Annotated in this window: 16 protein-coding genes; 6 read left to right on the top strand and 10 right to left on the bottom strand. The window is 64.5% G+C overall.

Annotation, left to right across the window (positions count from 1 at the left end):
- Positions 1–20: 20 nt before the first annotated feature.
- Positions 21–500 (bottom strand): carboxymuconolactone decarboxylase family protein, encoded by a 480-nt coding sequence (locus AC6CIE_RS06155; protein ID WP_175121552.1) that lies wholly within the window; start codon positions 498–500, stop codon positions 21–23.
- 239 nt (positions 501–739) lie between these two features.
- Between AC6CIE_RS06155 and chrA the strand changes: the two genes are divergently transcribed.
- Positions 740–1,996: a chromate efflux transporter gene (chrA, locus tag AC6CIE_RS06150; RefSeq protein ID WP_175121551.1), complete on the top strand. Its 1,257-nt coding sequence runs from the start codon at positions 740–742 to the stop codon at positions 1,994–1,996.
- Here the strand turns inward: chrA and AC6CIE_RS06145 are convergent.
- Positions 1,993–3,198 carry a multidrug effflux MFS transporter gene (locus AC6CIE_RS06145; protein WP_218343806.1) on the bottom strand — a complete coding sequence of 402 codons (1,206 nt, stop codon included), beginning with the start codon at positions 3,196–3,198 and terminating at the stop codon, positions 1,993–1,995. The genes chrA and AC6CIE_RS06145 overlap by 4 nt on opposite strands.
- 87 nt (positions 3,199–3,285) lie before the next feature.
- On the opposite strand from AC6CIE_RS06145, the gene AC6CIE_RS06140 reads away from it, so the two are divergent.
- Together AC6CIE_RS06140 and AC6CIE_RS06135 are read left to right on the top strand one after the other, a co-directional pair.
- Positions 3,286–3,606 carry an Rdx family protein gene (locus tag AC6CIE_RS06140; protein WP_175185278.1) on the top strand — a complete coding sequence of 107 codons (321 nt, stop codon included), beginning with the start codon at positions 3,286–3,288 and terminating at the stop codon, positions 3,604–3,606.
- 150 nt (positions 3,607–3,756) lie between these two features.
- A complete protein-coding gene (locus AC6CIE_RS06135; RefSeq protein WP_175121548.1) occupies positions 3,757–4,203 on the top strand; it encodes a carboxymuconolactone decarboxylase family protein in 447 nt (148 codons plus the stop codon).
- 119 nt (positions 4,204–4,322) lie between these two features.
- Here AC6CIE_RS06135 and AC6CIE_RS06130 read toward each other — a convergent pair whose 3' ends face one another.
- The 4 genes from AC6CIE_RS06130 to AC6CIE_RS06115 all read right to left on the bottom strand — a co-directional run bounded on the left by AC6CIE_RS06130 (position 4,323) and on the right by AC6CIE_RS06115 (position 7,671).
- Positions 4,323–5,849: a tripartite tricarboxylate transporter permease gene (locus tag AC6CIE_RS06130; protein ID WP_175121547.1), complete on the bottom strand. Its 1,527-nt coding sequence runs from the start codon at positions 5,847–5,849 to the stop codon at positions 4,323–4,325.
- A gap of 3 nt (positions 5,850–5,852) precedes the next feature.
- The gene (locus AC6CIE_RS06125) at positions 5,853–6,323 is read right to left on the bottom strand and encodes a tripartite tricarboxylate transporter TctB family protein (protein ID WP_175121546.1); all 471 of its coding nucleotides are present in this window, start codon (positions 6,321–6,323) and stop codon (positions 5,853–5,855) included.
- Between the two features lie 236 nt (positions 6,324–6,559).
- Positions 6,560–7,039 carry a nuclear transport factor 2 family protein gene (locus AC6CIE_RS06120; RefSeq protein ID WP_175121545.1) on the bottom strand — a complete coding sequence of 160 codons (480 nt, stop codon included), beginning with the start codon at positions 7,037–7,039 and terminating at the stop codon, positions 6,560–6,562.
- A 53-nt stretch (positions 7,040–7,092) separates the two neighbouring features.
- Complete coding sequence (locus AC6CIE_RS06115; RefSeq protein ID WP_175136511.1) at positions 7,093–7,671, bottom strand: TetR/AcrR family transcriptional regulator; 579 nt, start codon at positions 7,669–7,671, stop codon at positions 7,093–7,095.
- 331 nt (positions 7,672–8,002) lie between these two features.
- On the opposite strand from AC6CIE_RS06115, the gene AC6CIE_RS06110 reads away from it, so the two are divergent.
- A complete protein-coding gene (locus AC6CIE_RS06110; protein WP_175121543.1) occupies positions 8,003–8,158 on the top strand; it encodes a hypothetical protein in 156 nt (51 codons plus the stop codon).
- Between the two features lie 205 nt (positions 8,159–8,363).
- Here the strand turns inward: AC6CIE_RS06110 and AC6CIE_RS06105 are convergent, their stop codons facing one another.
- The 3 genes from AC6CIE_RS06105 to AC6CIE_RS06095 form a co-directional block, all read right to left on the bottom strand.
- A complete protein-coding gene (locus tag AC6CIE_RS06105; protein ID WP_498091668.1) occupies positions 8,364–10,118 on the bottom strand; it encodes a GGDEF domain-containing protein in 1,755 nt (584 codons plus the stop codon).
- Positions 10,119–10,389: 271 nt separating this feature from the next.
- Positions 10,390–11,940 (bottom strand): sensor domain-containing diguanylate cyclase, encoded by a 1,551-nt coding sequence (locus AC6CIE_RS06100; RefSeq protein ID WP_175121541.1) that lies wholly within the window; start codon positions 11,938–11,940, stop codon positions 10,390–10,392.
- 112 nt (positions 11,941–12,052) lie between these two features.
- On the bottom strand, positions 12,053–13,171 hold the full coding sequence (locus AC6CIE_RS06095; RefSeq protein WP_438860974.1) for a site-specific integrase: 1,119 nt from the start codon (positions 13,169–13,171) through the stop codon (positions 12,053–12,055).
- A gap of 219 nt (positions 13,172–13,390) precedes the next feature.
- Between AC6CIE_RS06095 and poxB the strand changes: the two genes are divergently transcribed.
- Together poxB and AC6CIE_RS06085 are read left to right on the top strand one after the other, a co-directional pair.
- Positions 13,391–15,118 (top strand): ubiquinone-dependent pyruvate dehydrogenase, encoded by a 1,728-nt coding sequence (gene poxB, locus AC6CIE_RS06090; protein WP_498091666.1) that lies wholly within the window; start codon positions 13,391–13,393, stop codon positions 15,116–15,118.
- 341 nt (positions 15,119–15,459) lie between these two features.
- Positions 15,460–16,518 carry a DNA-binding protein gene (locus tag AC6CIE_RS06085; RefSeq protein ID WP_498091664.1) on the top strand — a complete coding sequence of 353 codons (1,059 nt, stop codon included), beginning with the start codon at positions 15,460–15,462 and terminating at the stop codon, positions 16,516–16,518.
- A 119-nt stretch (positions 16,519–16,637) separates the two neighbouring features.
- Here the strand turns inward: AC6CIE_RS06085 and AC6CIE_RS06080 are convergent, their stop codons facing one another.
- A complete protein-coding gene (locus AC6CIE_RS06080) occupies positions 16,638–17,306 on the bottom strand; it encodes a response regulator (RefSeq protein ID WP_175121538.1) in 669 nt (222 codons plus the stop codon).
- Positions 17,307–17,371 lie beyond the last annotated feature (65 nt).

Genomic DNA, 17,371 nt, shown 5'->3' with positions numbered 1-17,371 from the left:
TCGCAGAAGGCAAGCGCTGGTCAGTTCAGGCCCGCCTTGTCCAGGCCAAAGGCCTGGTCGGCCGAACCCGGAACAGTGCGGAAGGCGACGTTCAGGCGATTCCAGCCATTGATCGCGACCACCCGGAACGTCAGGTCCGAGAGCTCGCTTTCCGTGAACTGGGCGCGCACGGCGTCGTAGATTGCGTCCGGCACGCCATGAGGGGGCAGGGTGGTCAGCGCCTCGGTCCATTCCAATGCCGCGCGTTCACGGGGCGAGAAAAGCGGCGATTCGCGCCAGATGGCGACGTGATGCAGGCGCAACGCGCGCTCGCCTTTGATAGTCGCTTCCTTTACGTGCATGTCCAGGCAGAATCCGCAGCCGTTGATCTGCGAGGCGCGGATATCGACCAGGTCTCCCAATTCCTGGACCACGGCGGTTTTCTTGAGCGCCATGCTCAGATCGACATACTTCTTCGACAGGACTTCGGACACCTGGAAATAATTCAAACGCTGGCTCATGTGCATACCTTTCTGATGCGATGGAAGTTGAACTGACCGGACCATGATGCGGCCGATTAGCCTAACGCTGAAGTGCCATGAATCCGCTTTTGGTATGGGCCATGATCCGCCGCGAGCAAGGCGCGGCAAGCGCCAATTCCTGACATTTATCCGATTGAATCCCGGCCGTGGCCCGGCTATAAGCTTGGAACTGGGGCCCGAAAGACATCGCCGCCCCGACTCCCAAGAAGCCCGAGCCGATGCCGCACCCATCCCCCCATGACGAACATGTCGACAGCAAGCCGGCCACCGGCGCACGCGCCCAGACAGGCCGCGGATCCTGCCTTGAAGTGTTTCTGGTCTTCCTGCGCCTGGGCTTGACGTCCTTTGGCGGACCGGTGGCGCACCTGGGTTACTTCCGCACTGAATTCGTCGACCGGCGACGCTGGCTCGATGACTACGCGTTTTCCGATCTGGTCGCGTTGTGCCAGTTTCTGCCAGGCCCCGCCAGCAGCCAGGTCGGCATGGCGATCGGCCTGCGCCGGGCCGGCTGGGCCGGCATGCTGGCCGCGTGGATCGCATTCACGCTGCCATCGGCGCTCGCCCTGATCGGCTTTGCCATGGGACTTGCTCACTATGGCTGGCTGTCCGAATCGGCCGCCATCCATGGCCTGAAGGTCGCGGCGGTCGCCATCGTGGCGCAGGCGGTCTGGGGCATGGGCAGATCGCTCTGTCCGGACAGGCCGCGCGCCGCGCTGGCTATCGCCGCCGCATTGCTCACCGTGGTGCTGCCCACGGCGCTGGCGCAGATCGGGGCAGTCGTGCTGGGTGCGGTGATCGGCGCGGCCTTCCTGCAATTGCCGCCCCGGCCCGTCCTGTCCAATGCCTCGTCGGGCGTGCCGCGCGTGGCGGGTCTGGTGTCGCTGGGCCTGTTTGCCGCGTTGATGGCAGGGTTGCCATTGTGGGCGCTGCTGTCGGACGGGGCGCTGGCCAGCCAGATCGCCGGCTTCTACCGCGCCGGCGCCCTGGTCTTCGGCGGCGGGCACGTGGTGCTGCCGCTGCTCGAAACCGCGTCCGTCTCTTCCGGGATGGTGTCCAACGCGGAATTTCTGGCCGGATACGGCGCGGCGCAGGCCATGCCCGGCCCGTTGTTCACCTTCGCGGCGTTCCTGGGCGCCATGTCGTCCGGCCCCTTGTCCGGCTGGGCGGGCGGCCTGACGCTGCTGTGCGTCATCTTCGTGCCGGGCGCCTTGCTGCTCGCCGCGGCGCTGCCATTCTGGGATACGTTGCGCCGCCGGCCCGGGGTGCGCAATATGGTGGCCGGCGTGAATGCCAGCGTCGTCGGCATCCTGCTCGGCGCGCTGTACGACCCCGTCTGGACCAGCGCGATTCTCGGCAAGGCCGACTTCGGCCTGGCGTTGCTGCTGTTTGCGCTGCTGGTCTATGGCCGGTGGTCGCCGGTGTGGGTGGTGCTGCTGGCCGCCGTCAGCGGCTGGTCGCTGGGCTGGCTGGTCTAGCCATTGCGTGCATCAATCCGCCGGCCCAGTGCCGGCGACAGCAGCAGCAACGGCGCCACAATCACCGCCCCGATCAACGCCATGGCGGCCTGCGGCGCCATCCCGCTATCGAGCAAGACGGTCGCGATCACGGCCGACCCGCTCATCTGGAACAGCCCGTAGACCGCTGCAGCGGTGCCCGCGCGGTCCGCGAACGGTTCCAGCGCCAGACTCAACCCCGATCCCAACGCCAGCGAGAACCCCACGGTCAGCACCGCCACCGGCAGCATGAAGATCCAGGCGGAAAGCGGCGCCCACAGCCATGCCCCCAGATGCAACGCCGACGCCAGCAGCAACGCCGTCATGCCGACGCGCACCATGGTGTAGCGGCCATACCGGGCGATGAATGCCGGCGCCAGGAAGAAGGCGGCGATGTTGATGGCCGCATTGCCACCGAACCACGCCGAAAATCCCAGCTCTGAATAGCCGAGTTGCTGCACCAGCACGACCGGCGCGGCCGACACGAACACCAGGATCATGGCCATGCCCGCCATGCCGAAGCACGCGAAGTACAGGAACCTGCCGCTGGCAACGATGGGCGCATAGCGGGGCAGGCTGTACAGCGCGCCCGGGCGGTGGGCCTGCTTGGCCCGCGTCTCCTCGAAGCGCAGCGCAAGCAGCGCCGCCAACGCCAGCGCGAACACCGCCATGAACACGAACGTGCTGCGCCAGCCCGCGTGGAGCGCCAGCATGCCGCCCACCATCGGCGCCAGCGCGGGCACCGTACACAGCGCGCCGTTCAGATAGCTATAGACGCGCGCGCCGACGGCCGGGCTGAAGCAATCGCGGACGGCGGCAAACGCCACCAGCGACGCGGAACACGCGCCAAGTCCCTGCACAATGCGCGCGGCATAGAACACGTCGAGCGATGTCGCCGCCGCGCCCAGCGCGGAGCCCGCCAGATACGCCAGCGCCCCGCACAGCGCCACGGGCCGCCGGCCATAGCGGTCGGCAAGCGGTCCGATCAAGACCTGACCCAGACCGACCGCGAAGATGAAAAGCGTGATGCTGGCCTGCAGCGCGCCGATGGGCTCGTCAAACGCGTGCGCCATGGCGGGCAGGGAGGGCAGGTAGATGTCGATGGCCATCGGCGTAAGCGTGACCAGTCCCATCAAAAGACCGATCAGCCAGCGCTGGCCTCGGGGCGTCAAGGCAGACTTCATTGCAGGCTCTGGGCCCATTGCAGACCCGGGAAAACCCGACATTATCCATGATCGCGCGTCGCTGGCCTGGCGTAGAATGCCTTTCCCATGAACCCGCCCGCCTTGCGCCCTCGCATCGTCATCCTCTACTGCACGCAGTGCCAATGGCTGCTGCGCGCCGGCTGGATGGCGCAGGAACTGCTATCCACGTTTTCGACCGATCTGGGCGAAGTGGCGCTGCAGCCGGGTACAGGTGGCATCTTCCAGATCACCTACAACGGCGACCTGATCTGGGACCGCAAGCGCGACGGCGGTTTTCCCGACGCCAAGGTGCTGAAGCAGCGCGTGCGCGACCGCCTGGATCCGGGCCGCCCGCTTGGGCACATCGACGGTCATGGCGGCAGCGACGCGTCCGCACCCGAACGCTGAAAGGCCGCCTTCGGGAAAAGGTAGGCAATGCCGCTGGCCAGGACGGGGTGCGGTCATCTTGGATCAGTCAATACGCCAATTCTTGGCCCTGTTGCACCGGCATGCGGCAGGGTAATGTTGCGGTCATCAACCACAGCAAAAGGAATTGGAATGACCCGCCTGAACTGGCAAGAAACCGCTCCCGATGGCGCGAAAGCCCTCTTTGGTATCCATCACTACGTCACGCAGCGCACGGCGCTTCCCGCGGAACTCGTGCATCTCGTTTTCCTGCGCGTCTCGCAGATCAATGGCTGCGCACACTGCATCGACCTGCACACCCGTGACCTGCGCAAGACCATGTCGGTCGACAAGATCACGCTGGTGCCCGTGTGGGACGAAGTTCACCACCTGTTCTCCGACCAGGAACGCGCCGCGTTGGCGTGGGCGGAGGAAGTGACCCGCGTCAGCGAAACGCACGCCTCGGACGAAGCCTACGCCGCCGCCTCGGCCGCGTTCGCGCCCAAGGACCTGGTCGATCTCACGATCGCGATCGCTGCCATGAACGCGTTCAATCGATTGGGCGTTCCCTTCCGGGTTCCCGTCGCCGCCAAGGCATAAAGGCCCCACAACGCCAGCCAGACGTGCGCGGCGTTTGTGCTCAGCCAGCGATACGCAAAAAAAAGGCCGGTCCTTGCGAGACCGGCCAAAGCAGCACTACCCCGAAACTTGCCTTGCGGTTACGCAGCAGACTCCGCGTGCTTGAGCGCTTCGCGCGCCTTGCGTGCGCGCAGGGCCGACACCGCGAGCAACGCGATCAGTCCCACGCACGCCAGGATGAAGCCCAGGCTGATGGGCCGCGTCACGAAGATCGACAGCTCACCACGCGACAGCAGCAGGGCGCGGCGGAAGTTTTCTTCCACCATCGGCCCGAGCACAAAGCCCAGCAGCAGCGGCGCCGGTTCAAACCGCAGCCGGATCAGCGCGTAACCCGCCGCGCCAAACAAGGTCACCATCCCCACGTCGAACAGGTTGTTGTTCGTGCTGTAGACCCCCACGCAGACAAAGAACAGCGCGGCAGGGAAAAGATAGCGGAAGGGAACGGTCAACAGGCGCACCCACATGCCGATCAGCGGCAGGTTCAAGAGCAGCAGCAGCACGTTGCCGACCCAGAAACTGGCGATCAGCCCCCAGAACATGTCGGCGTGCTCGATCATCATCTGCGGACCCGGCTGGATGCCGTGGATGATGAGCGCGCCCAGCATCAGCGCCATGACCGGGTCGCCAGGGATGCCCAGGCTCATGGTCGGGATGAAGCTGGTCTGCGTCGAGGCGCTGGTGGCCGCTTCCGGACCGGCGATGCCTTCGATGGCGCCGCGGCCGAAACGGCGCGGTTCCTTTGCAACCTTCTTTTCCGTTGCGTACGAGATGAACGACGCAATGGTCGGACCCGTGCCCGGCAGGATGCCGAACGCCGCGCCGATGGCCGTGCCGCGCACCAGCGCGCCGCGCGATTGCTTGATGTCGCCGGCTTCCGGACGCATGGACTTCAGGCTCACCTTCGCGGACGTGACCTTGCTGTCGCCGCCGATGCGATTGATGTTCTTCAGGAAGTCCGCCACGCCGAAGAGGCCCATGGCCAGCGCCACGATCTGCAGGCCATCGGACAGTTCCAGGATGCCGAAGTGAAAGCGCATCGTGCCTGTGTTGACGTCCGTGCCCACCACGCCCAGCAGCAGGCCGACCACGACCATCGCCACGCCCTTGATCGCCGATCCCTTGGCCAGCGTGGCGCCGGCCAGCAGGCCCAGCATCATCATCGAGAAGTACTCGGCCGGACCGAACTTGAACGCAACGTCAACCAGCAGCGGCGAGAACAGGATCATCGCCAGGATGCCGACGGACGCGCCGCAGAACGACGAGAACATCAGCATGAAAAGCGCCGAGCCGGCCTTGCCGTTGCGCGCCAGCGGATTGCCGTCCAGACACGCCACCGCATGCGACGCGGTGCCCGGCAGGTTCAGCATGATCGACGTGATCCCGCCGCCGTATTGCGAGCCGTAGTAGATGCCGGACAGCATCACCAACGCCGCGGTGGGCGTCATCGTGTAGGTCAGCGGCAGCAGGATCGAAATGGCGGCCAGCACGCCCATGCCCGGCAGCACGCCGATCAGGTTGCCCATGAACACGCCGAAGATGGCCCACATCAGGTTGTCCAGCGCGAACGCGACAGAGAACCCGTGCATCAGGTTATTGAAGATTTCCATGGATCAACCCCAGCGGAACAACGGAAACTGGAGCTGCAGGGCCCAGGAGAAAACCGCCACGCCAAGCACCGTCACACCGGCGGCAAGAATGGCTGCGCTGCGCCAGGTGTGCTGGCGATCGCCCATGGCAGAGATGAAGACCAGCACGAAGGTCGCCGGCACCAGGCCGCCGAACTTGCCGATCAGAATGAAGGACAGCAACCCGCCGATGATGCAGCCCCAGCCGCGCCACTCGGGCGGCGCCACTTCTTCGGCATCTTCCTCGGCAACCACGGGCGACGTCGCCGTCTTGGCAATGGCCAGCCCCAGAAGGACGAGCAGCACGCCCAGAATCGCGGGGAACATGCCAGGACCCATGCGATCAAGGCTTCCCAATGTGTAGGTTGACGCCTGCGCGATGGCGCCCAGGCCCAGCACGATCATCGTGCCCGCGGCCCACGCCTCGCGCCGTACGGCGCTGCTTTTTGATTGCATGGTCTTTTCCTCCCGTTGTTGTGCTTATGTCTGACTGCGGTCTGAACAAAAGCTGACACTGCAATGAATGCGGGAGTCTAAAAATCCAAACTTCCGTTCACCTTTCAAGGTTCGCGAAAGTTGCGCGCGGGTGTGCGTATCGCCACGAAACCGGGGGAAATCCCTAGGCTGTTTTCAAGCGAAAAGCGGGCGTTGCGCGCATGCGGATCACATGCGCGCATGCGTATTGATGGGTACTACAGGCCCAGTTCCGACAGCCCCGGATGATCGTCGGGACGGCGTCCCAGCGGCCAATGGAACTTGCGGTCCGCTTCCTTGATCGGCATGTCGTTGATGCACGCATAGCGGTTGAACATCAGGCCGTCTTCGTTGAACTCCCAGTTCTCGTTGCCATACGAACGGAACCAGTTGCCCGAATCGTCATGCCATTCGTAGGCATAGCGCACCGCGATGCGGTTGCCGTTGTAGGCCCACAGCTCCTTGATCAGGCGGTAGTCCAGCTCGCGCGCCCATTTGCGCGCCAGAAACGCACGCGCTTCCTCGCGGTTCGTTGCGAACTCGGCGCGGTTGCGCCAGTGCGTGTCCAGGCTGTAGGCCAGCGAAACCTTGTCGGGATCGCGGCTGTTCCAGCCGTCTTCGGCCAGGCGCACTTTCTGGATGGCGCTTTCGTGCGTGAAGGGGGGAAGGGGCGGGCGGACTTCGGAGGGGGTCGTCATGGCAAAGGCCTCATGGACAGGGGGGGTGAAAAAAGCAAGTGGAGGACGCGGACTCAGTGGTCCGCGTCAAGCAGCGCCTGGGCGGCGCGTTCGGCACTGTCGGTGATGGACGCATCGCCCGTGACCATGGCCACGGCAATCGCACCGTCGATCAGCACGAGCAATTGGCGCGCGCGCTCATCGGCGTGCGGCAGACCTGCGGCCTGCACCAGCGACAGCACGTGGGCAAGCAAACGTTCCTTGTGGCGCCGGGCAACCGCGCGGATCGGGCTGTCCGCGTCGCCGATTTCGCCGGCGGCGTTGATGAACGCGCAGCCGCGAAAGCCGTCCGACGCGAACCATTCGCGCAGCGCATCGAAGATGGACAGAAGGCGCGCTCGCGGCGAGGGCGCGCGGGTCGTGGCGTCGATGAACCACTGCATCCAACGCTCGTCGCGGGCCGTCAGTGCAGCGGCAACCAGGACTTCCTTCGTGCCGTAGTGGTTGTAGATGGTCTTGCGGGATACGCCAGAGGTCTTGACGATGAGGTCCATGCCGGTGGCATTGATGCCTCCGCCATAGATCAGATGTTCGGTGGCGCGCAGCAGCTTTTCATGCACGTCGGAAGCGGGGGTGAGGGCGGTGTCGGACATATGGAGAATGATCGTTCTATCTGCAATGGGCAGATGGTAGAACGATCATTCTCCAAAGTCAATCACTCGCAGTTTTGAGTCGTTGCCAGCACCGCTTGGCATCGAATGGATGCCGCGAGCAAACGGCATCCGGTACTCCTGCTTGCTATTTCTGTCAACTTTGAGCTAAAATCTTTTATCTATCGGCAAAAAAACAATAAAACTGCCGATACCTCTTCCCGGCGCCGCCTGCTTTCTGAATGCTCCCCCGCACCCGCGGCATTCATGGCCCGCCAGAATCTGTGCATGGTGCTCGGCGGGGGAAGCCATGTGCCTGTCCAGGAGCATGCTTATGACTCATCAATTGACTGCCAAGAAGGGAAGCTTCGAGATCCCCCCGCTGAATTGGAAAGCGCCCGAATCCAACAAGCAGTCCGACCGTCACGACGCGCCTTCCCGTAGCGCCGAGACCTCCAAGCAGGCCGACGTTTCACGCGTCAAGTCGTAATCCGGCAAGCGGGCAATCCGCTCTGCAGGTAGCAGTAGTCAGGTAATCCGCTGAGCGCATCGCCCATCGGCCCAGAAGCTAGACGGCCCAGCCGCCGTCAAGCTTCTGGGCCGTCAAGCTTCTGGGCCGTCTAGCTTCTGGGCCGTCTAGCTTCTGGGCCGTCTAGCTTCTGGGCCACCAAACTTCCGGGCCGCCAGAAACGATGTCATCCCAGGGTGCGTTGCTGGACCTGATTGCGCCCGTTCAATTTCGCCAGATACAAGAGTTCGTCAGCGGCACGGAAAAGGCCGCTGACGGATTCCGCATGGCTCCAGGAAATGCATGCCACGCCGAAGCTGGCCGTCAGGCCAAACGTGGCGGCGCTTTCCGACGTGACGGTGCTCGCGCCGATGCTTGCACGCATCCGTTCCGCCATCTCCACCGCCTGCTGCGCGCCGCGCGTGCGGCACAGCACGGCAAATTCCTCTCCGCCCACGCGCGCGACCACATCTGACTGACGCCAGACTGTGCGGCATAGATCGGCCACGGCCTTGAGCGCCAGGTCGCCGCTCGCATGGCCGTACGTGTCATTGATGGTCTTGAAGTGGTCGATATCGAACAGGATGAAGGCCAGCATCGGCTGGCTTTCGTCCCAATGGGCGCACGCCGCCTCAAACCGCTTCTCGAAGGCGCGCCGGTTCAACAATCCCGTCAGGTAGTCCGTTTCGGCGGTATGCGCCAAGTCCGCAATCAGCCGGTCGCGCTCCGTCTCCAGGCGCTTGCGCGCCGCGGCGTTTTCCTTCAACACGCGCAGCGCATTGAAGACCTCCTCGACTTCGCCATGGTATTTGCCCGGTGGAATCTTGGCCGGCGTCGACCCGCTGGCGATTGATCCGATGATGCGCGTGGCCAGTGCAAAAGGCTGGATCACGCGCTTGCGGAATTGCACCAGCGCCACGGCCAGCGCCGCCACGAGCAGGGCTGTCGCCGCCAGGGTCACGGCAAGCAATCGGGCCGCTGACATGCGGTGCGCGTCGATGTGACGTTCCATCTCGTCCAGCAGCACGTCGCGGAATTCGGTGATGGCGCCCATCATCGGCACATACGCCGCGGCCAGATCGCCAGTCGAGACAGAGGCTTCGTCCCACTGCCGCGATGCCTGCTCGCGCACATCGTCAAGGTAGGCCAGGCCTTCGCCAAAGTAGCGCGCTTCCATCCGCGCATACACCTCGGTCGCCCGCACATCCGGATGTGTCGCCATCCGAGCCCTGATCAGCGCGTGCAACTCGTCGATCCTGCCGAGCACGCGTTCGATACGGAACTGTTCCTCGTCGGTCAACTGCCGGCGCTGGCTTAAAGCGGGCGTGTAGGTGGAACCGAGCAGGCCGGCCTGTTCGCGCAGCTCGCTGGCCAGCAGTGCCAGCGTCAACAGGCTGGGCGCATTGGCTTCGCTGCGCATGACCAGCCCCGCGTTGGCGGCCAGGCTCGCCTGCCATTGCGGAATGATGCGCACCATGGCGCTGACCGCGTCCCACAGCATCTGGCCGGATCGCTGATCGCGCGGGGCGGCGATCAGTCGGTCAACGTCCTGGCGCGCTTCGGCTAGTGACAGGCGTATGCGTCGGATCTCGCCGCGCTTGGCATTGCCGTCGGCGCCGGCGTGCAGCGCCAGCAGCGCCTCGATCAAGCTGTCCGTGCGTGTCCGAGCCGCGGCCAGCGATGCCATGACCTCCGGCGGCACGGGCAGGGCAGATCCCAGCGCGGCGTTCATGGGGCCTCGTTCGGCGGAGGCTCGCTCCATGACGCGGATCGTCGCGCGCACCGAGGCAAATGCCTGCCGCGCCTGCGACGCCGCGCCGTACGACTGCCAGTTCTGGTACAGCAGGATGCCGGCAAGAACCGACACCAGCAACAGCACGCCTACAGCCAGCGCGATGAAATGACGTTCCAGGGATTTTGGCGCGACGGCGGGGCGCAACATCTCGGCGTGCAGGTCCAGGCAAAGTCGAAGCTGCGCAGAATACTGTAATTGCCCTAGCTGATATTGGGGTTTTGGCAGATTCCGCCGGATTTCAATTTGTGCGGGCAAGAATATTTCGCTGGAATGCAGTTAATTGCGGTTTTCTGCGAAACCTTGCGGCGGCCGGTCTTCGTGTCATATCTGCCCAGGCCTCTTGCTGGAACGCGCACTTGGATCCTGATTCCGAGCCGCTGCGGCTTGGCGCCGCCACGGCGAATTCACCTGCCGGGCTTCACGCCTCGTGCATGACGACGCGATTGCGCCCCTGCTGCTTGGCCACATACAACGCCGCGTCGGCCGCCCGGAACGTCTCATCCACGTCCGGCCCCGTCGACGGCCACTGGGCCACGCCCGCCGATACCGTCACGCGGTTGGCGCCGTGCAATGGCCGTTCTGCAATATGCGCCCGCAGCCGCTCGGCCACATTCACCGCCTCCCGCGCCGCCACGCCGGGCAACAGGATCAGGAACTCCTCACCGCCATTGCGGCACAGCACGTCCGACGGCCGCGAACATTCACGCATGATCTGCGCCATATCGCGAATCACCTCGTCGCCGACGTTGTGGCCGTAGGTATCGTTGATGCGTTTGAAGTGATCGATATCCAGCGCCACCACCGAAAACGGCGTGCTGCCGGCCTGCATCTGGTCCACCGCGTCCTGCGTGCCGCGTCGGTTGCGCAGCCCGGTCAGCGGGTCCGTGATGCTCGCCAGGTTCAGTTTGCCGATCTTGTCCTGCAGGCTCGTGAAGCTGGCCATCACGGCGCGCTTGAGCCGTTCGGCCTCGAAGTACCAGGCTTTCACCGACTGCACGCGCTGCATCGCCACGGATACGTCCTGATGCTCCACGTTCGTGGCCAGTTGCGACAGCGGCAGCGAAATCATGCGGGCGCACCACCAGATGGCCAGCAGGAAAGCCACCGCCAGCGGTGCGGCATAGCCCAGCAACGCCCAGATCAGGTCGTGGATCGGTTCCAGCGTGACCTGGGCGGGGCGCTGCGCCACCACGCCCCAACCGCTGATGGGCACCGGCGCGTACCCGGCCAGCATGTCCACGCCCTTGGTATTGATGACGCGCATCGCGCCGGTATTGCCCTTGATCACCGAGGCGACCACCGGATTCGTCAGGACTATTTCGCCGACGCGCGCGGGATCGGTGTGATAGAGAAGCTGTCCATCGCCATCCACCACATACAGATACGACCCGTCGTGGTAATGATGCTTGCCCAGCAGCTCGTTCAACGCGCTTTCATTACGCAGGTAGATCGTGCCCCCGACGTACCCCATGTAGACGCCGTCGTTCGAAAAGATCGGGTGCGTGACGTTGATCAGCAGATTGCCCGCGATGGACACGTACGGCTTGCTGATCATGGGCTGGCGTTTGCTCAAGGCGGCGCGGCTGCCGGGGCTGTCGACCTGCACGCCCAGAAAGTTGCGGAAAGACGCCGTGGTGGCCAGGATGGTGCCGTCCGCGCCCACCACGCCCACCGAGTTGAAGCTGTCCGTCTGTTGCTGCACGCGCATCACTTCGGCAGCCAGGCGATCCGGGGACGCCATCAGATCGGGCATGTGCCGGGCGCTGTATCCCAACTGCTGCTGCGCCGATCGCAGAAAACTGGCCGCGCCTTCGGCCAGCTTCGTCGCATAGACGCGGTTCGATTCGAGCGTGTTCTCGATCAATTGCTCCCGCTGCACGCGATAGCTTGCATACAGGGCATTGGCCGTGGCGGCGATGGCGCTGAAGACGGTAAGCGCAAGCACAAGCCCGCGGAGATTGATTTGCATGGGATCGGAACGGGCAGGGGACGAGCCAGGCGTCCGGGCGCTTACCGTTGATTCGAAGGATATCGGTCGGGACGAGGGCCGGAGCGCAGTGATTGTAAAGTCACTGCCTGCATTACGGCAGGTTGCGCGGATCCTGTAGGTCTGGGGCAGGCGGGTCGTCCAGCAGGCGCGCCGCGGGCGATTGCGCCGCCGCCCCGGCCCGGAAGTACCCCATCACCGTCGCCACGCTGGCGTGGCCGGTCATCGCCATGGTGTCGCCCAGCGGCACGTTGCGCCGGCCGGCTTCCGTCACAAAGCCCGAGCGCAGGCTGTGCGCCGAATACGCGCCGTCCAGCCCCGCCAGCCGGCTGCGTTCCAGGACGATGTCGCGCACGGCCGCGGCCGCCAGCGGCTCGCCCACGACATCGCCACGCCGGACCCGCCTGAAGATCGGCCCTTGCTGAACGCCGCTGGCTGCCAGCCAGTCGGCCAGCGCTTCAGCAGCCTTGCCCAGGATCGGCTTCTGGTCCTGCGCCCGGACGGCGCCCGTCTGGTTGGTTTTGGAATGCGCCATCGTAAAAAGATAGCCATCGCCCGTGCGGCGGGTGTTTTCCATCGTGGCGCGCACCACCTCCGAGCGGCGGCGGCCGCCGCTCGCCCAGGCGAACAGCAGCAGCGCACGGTCCCGCTTGCCGCGCAACGAGTCGTCGCAGGTGTCCAGCATGGCTTCAAGCGGTTCGCGCGTCAGCGCCTCTTTGCGGGCGGGCGCCACGCCGCGGCGGGCATAGGCCCGGCGGGTCTTGGACACCAGCTCCCGCACAGCGGCGCCGCGACAGGGGTTCGGGTGCCCCAGCAACTCATGCGCCTTGGACAGCACGGACAAGCGCTGCAGCAGCGTGTTCAGGCTGGGCGCGCCAAGCTTGCCTTTCGCCTTCAGCCGCACCAGTTCCCGGTCCAGAGCCAGCGGCAGCTCCCACTCCAGGCCGGTATCGGAAGACCGTTGCGCGTGGTCCACCACGAATTGAATGACTGCGGCCTCGGACACGGGCAAGGCGAAGGCCTTGCCATACCGCAACCCGAACCACGCCGACCAGTATCGGATCGCCGCGCGGTAGCTTGATGCCGTGTTGGCCGAACTGCCTTCGCGCAGCAGGTCGCGCACGGCGGCGTCGGCGTGGCTGTCGAGCGTGTCCGGATCCAGCGGCGCCAGGGCGGCTGTCAGCGCCGGGGCCATGCCAGGCAAATCATTCATGTTTCCGCGCCCACGGCAGTTGGCCGTCCCTTTGGTTTTGGTAATAAAACAGTCGAATAATCCCGTCATGTTAGCCGGTGAGCGTGGCGCTACCGGCGTCCGGCCGTTGCGCATGGCGCCGGGCGCGGTGCTACGATTTCCCGCACGCAAGTCAACTTCCGACGCTAGGGCAAACCGTAGCGGTAAGTGTCCCGGCGGCGTTCCCTCAAGGAGCAATCCATGGCCGCAACCGTCGCAGACTATCTTGTCAAAGTGCTTGCCGAAGTTGGCGTCCGCCGCATCTGGGGCGTGACAGGCGACAGTCTCAATGGACTGAACGACAGCCTTCGCAGGATGGGCCGGATCGAGTGGATGCACACCCGCCACGAGGAAACCGCGGCTTTCTCCGCCGGCGCAGAAGCTGCCATCACCGGCACGCTGGCGGTATGCGCCGGCAGTTGCGGACCCGGCAATCTGCACCTGATCAATGGCCTGTTCGACTGCCAGCGCAGCCGCGTCCCGGTGCTGGCCATCGCCGCCCACATTCCGTCGTCCGAGATCGGGTTGGGATATTTCCAGGAAACCCATCCGCAGGACCTGTTCAAGGAATGCTCCGACTTCGTCGAGCTTGTCTCCAACCCGGCGCAACTTCCGGGAATACTGGCCCGCGCCATCAATACGGCGGTCGGCAGGCAAGGCGTGTCCGTCCTGGTGATACCTGGCGACGTGGCGCTCGCTGCAGCGCCTTCGGACGTGCCGGCCTCGTGGCCGCAGCCTCCGGCGCCTCCTCACATCCGCCCGGACGCGACGGCGGTGAAGAAGCTGGCCCAGCTGCTGAACGGGGCAGGGAAGGTGTCGATCCTGGCCGGTAGCGGCTGCGCCGGCAGCCATGATGCGGTGGTCGCGCTGGCCCAGCGGCTCAAGGCTCCTGTCATCCATGCGCTGCGCGGCAAAGAGCACGTCGAATGGGACAACCCTTGCGACGTCGGCATGACCGGCTTCATCGGCTTTTCTTCCGGCTATCACGCAATGGAAAACGCCGACCTGCTGCTGATGCTGGGCACGGATTTTCCGTACCGCCCGTTCTATCCCAAACACGCAAAGATCGTGCAGGTCGATCGCGATCCCAGCGCCCTGGGCCGGCGCGCGCCGCTGACGATGGGTATTGCTGGCGACGTGGGCGAGACCATCGCCGCGTTGCTCGAGCAACTGGACGACCGCCAGGACAGCGCCTTCCTGGACGCCGCGCTTCGGCACTACCGGGACTCCCGCAAAGAGCTCGACAACCTGGCCGCTCCCGCGCCCGCCGGCCGGCCGCTGCATCCCCAGTATCTGGCCCGGCGCATCAACGAATTGGCCGATGACGACGCCATCTTTGCGGCGGAAGTCGGTTCGCCCACCGTATGGGCGGCAAGATATCTCACCATGAACGGCAAGCGCCGCTTGCTGGGTTCCTTCAACCACGGCTCCATGGCCAACGCGATGCTCCAGGCGATCGGCGCGCAGGCAGCGGCGCCGGGTCGGCAGGTGATTTCCATGTCCGGCGATGGTGGGTTCACGATGATGATGGGAGACTTTCTGTCGCTGTCGCAGTTGCAGCTTCCCGTGAAGATCGTCGTCTTCAACAACGGCTCGCTCGGCTTCGTCTCCATGGAAATGAAAGCGGCCGGGTTCCTGGATACCGGCACCGACCTGCAAACCCCCAATTTCGCCGCCATGGCCGAGGCCGTCGGCGTACGCGGCATCCGGGTTGAATCGTCCGAATTCCTGGATGCCGCGCTGCAGGAAGCGCTTGCCCATCCCGGCCCGGTGCTGGTCGATGTGTTGACCTCGTCGCAAGAGCTGATCGTCCCGCCCAAGATAAAGCTCGAACAGGCCAAGGGATTTGGGCTGTACATGCTGAAGGCCATCATGAATGGCAGGGGCGACGAGGTAATCGAACTGGCGAGGACAAATCTGGGGCGGTGAGGTGAACCGAACGGGTGACATTCTGGCGACGGGCGCGGCGCGTTAGCCGAGTGGGTCTTTTGCGAAATCGCGAGGGAAGGGGGCAGCAGCCTCGTGCCCGCGCCTGTCTTGTGATTTGCTCAGCGACTAACCGAGTTCCACCAAATATTTGCGGCAGAAGCGTCTCGAAGAGCGCGGACGTCCGGATGACTTGCGCGCTAGCGGCAAGTACGCATATCTTTCGAGTTGAATGTACGAAATCATACGTACGATGTAAGATATACAACATAAATTGCAGACAACTCGCGATAAGGTTCCATTATCGTGACTAATTCCCCCGCCCAACTCGACAAAACATCAACATGGCCACTGGAATCACCGAATCAGATGTCTGGACCGCGGCAGACGCGCTGTTGCTCGAAGGCGCCCGCCCCACGATCGAGCGGGTACGGCAGAAGATCGGCCGGGGGTCCCCCAACACAGTTAGCCCGCATCTGGAAACCTGGTTTCGTGCCCTCGGCGCGCGCATCCAGGATCCGGGCGCTTTCGCTGCACCGCCTGCCGTGCCGGATCCGATTGCACAAGCGGCGACGCATTTTTGGGAAGCGGCGCTGGCGGCGGCCAGGGCAGAACAGGCCCAGGCCTATCAGGAGCGCTGGGAAGAGCTGGCACGGGAAGGGGAACGGTTTGCGGCGCAAGCCGAGCAGCTGGAACAGCGCGAAGCGCAACTGCTTGAGCGCGAGCACGACCTGCAGGAAGCGTTGAAAGTCGCCACGGCCCAACTGGCAACCACCGAAGCCCGCCTGCAAGCGGCAGAAGCGCAATTGCGCCAGCGAGACAAGGCGCTAGCCGCCTCGCAGGACAGCCTGGAGGACGCACGCGGCGCCAACAAGGCGCTGCTGGCTGACGCCGAACAGGATCGCGACCGCCACGCACAGGCCATTGCAGCGTTGGAAGCGCGCCACGCTGCCCACGAGCGGCGATGGCTCAACGAACTGGATGCGGAGCGAGGAAGCGTAAAGCGCCTGCAAACCCGCCTGGATGCATCGCTGTCCGCCGCCCAGCAACAGGCAGATCAACTGCGGGACGCGCTTGCCGCGTCCCAAGCGCAACTTCGCGCGTCCGAACAGCAGGCGGCCGCCTTGCAGGCGCAGGGGTTGGCCGACCAGCGCCTGCAACAAACCGAAGCCGTCGCCGCGGCCAATGCGCTACAGGCCAGTCAGGCGCGCGAATCCGAACTGGCGCAGCGCCTGGCTACGGCATCCGCGCAGGTGAATGATCTGTTGGCGCAATTGAAGTCGCGAGACGCCCAGTTCGGTGATTTGGCGAGCCGCTTGCTGGCAATCCAGGAAACGCCGAGGCCAGCGCAGCCTTCGCAGCAAGCGGATCCGGTAGTGGCGGCGCGTGCTGAAGGACTGTGATTCGCGCGTGGTGGATGGCGCGCCCCGATTTCGTATATTTCGATGCGAGCAGCGTGCCGGGAAAGAACCGAAAAAGATGCCCCGGAAGCCGAATCTTCCGGGGCGCTGCCTTCTCATCTTCAAGAAAAACCTTGCTCATCCGCGTACCGGAGCAGTTCGGCGTTGGTCTCGATGTTCAACTTGCGCATCGCCGACTGTTTTTGCGTGCCGATGGTTGCCACTGAACGATGAAGGCGCCGCGCGATCTCGGTAACGGATAGGCCCTGCGCAAACATCCGCACCACCTCCAGCTCTTTTGGCGACAACCCCTTTCCCTTGCCGGCACGTCCCATGGTCACGTCGTTCTGGCTGAGCCGCTGGCTGATGCTGTGCGACAGGATCGGCCCGCTTTCGCTCAGCGCGCGCACGCAGATGGACACCAGCTCATCGATCGGCTCTTCCTTGCTGACGATTCCCGCCACGCCCACCTGGCGAAGCTGGTTCAGGATACCGCTGTTGGACAACATCGTGAAGACCACGATGGGAATTTCCGGGAACAGGCGTTGCAATCGCTCAATCAGCCGCAGGCCGTCTTCGTCCGCGGACCGTGCGGCCATTGAAAAGTCGGTGACGATGAGATGGCAGGGATGGTCCTGCACGGCAGTGACGAGTTCGAGGCCTGATCGAGCAGTGGCCACCACCGTAAACCCGGGCACATCGTTCAGGGAATCCGCGAGCGCGAGGGAGATGATGGGATGGTCGTCGGCGACGATGATCCGAACATCCTGATCGGACGAAAGCTTCATCATGGTCCCGCCATCGCGTTGATGTTCGACTGCGCCTGGTAATCCCGGGTGTCCGGATTGCGACACGG

The sequence above is a fragment of the Achromobacter sp. GQ309 genome (genome assembly GCF_059759315.1).
Note: the sequence above shows the minus strand (reverse complement) of the source record. Positions and strands in the feature narration are given on the sequence as shown.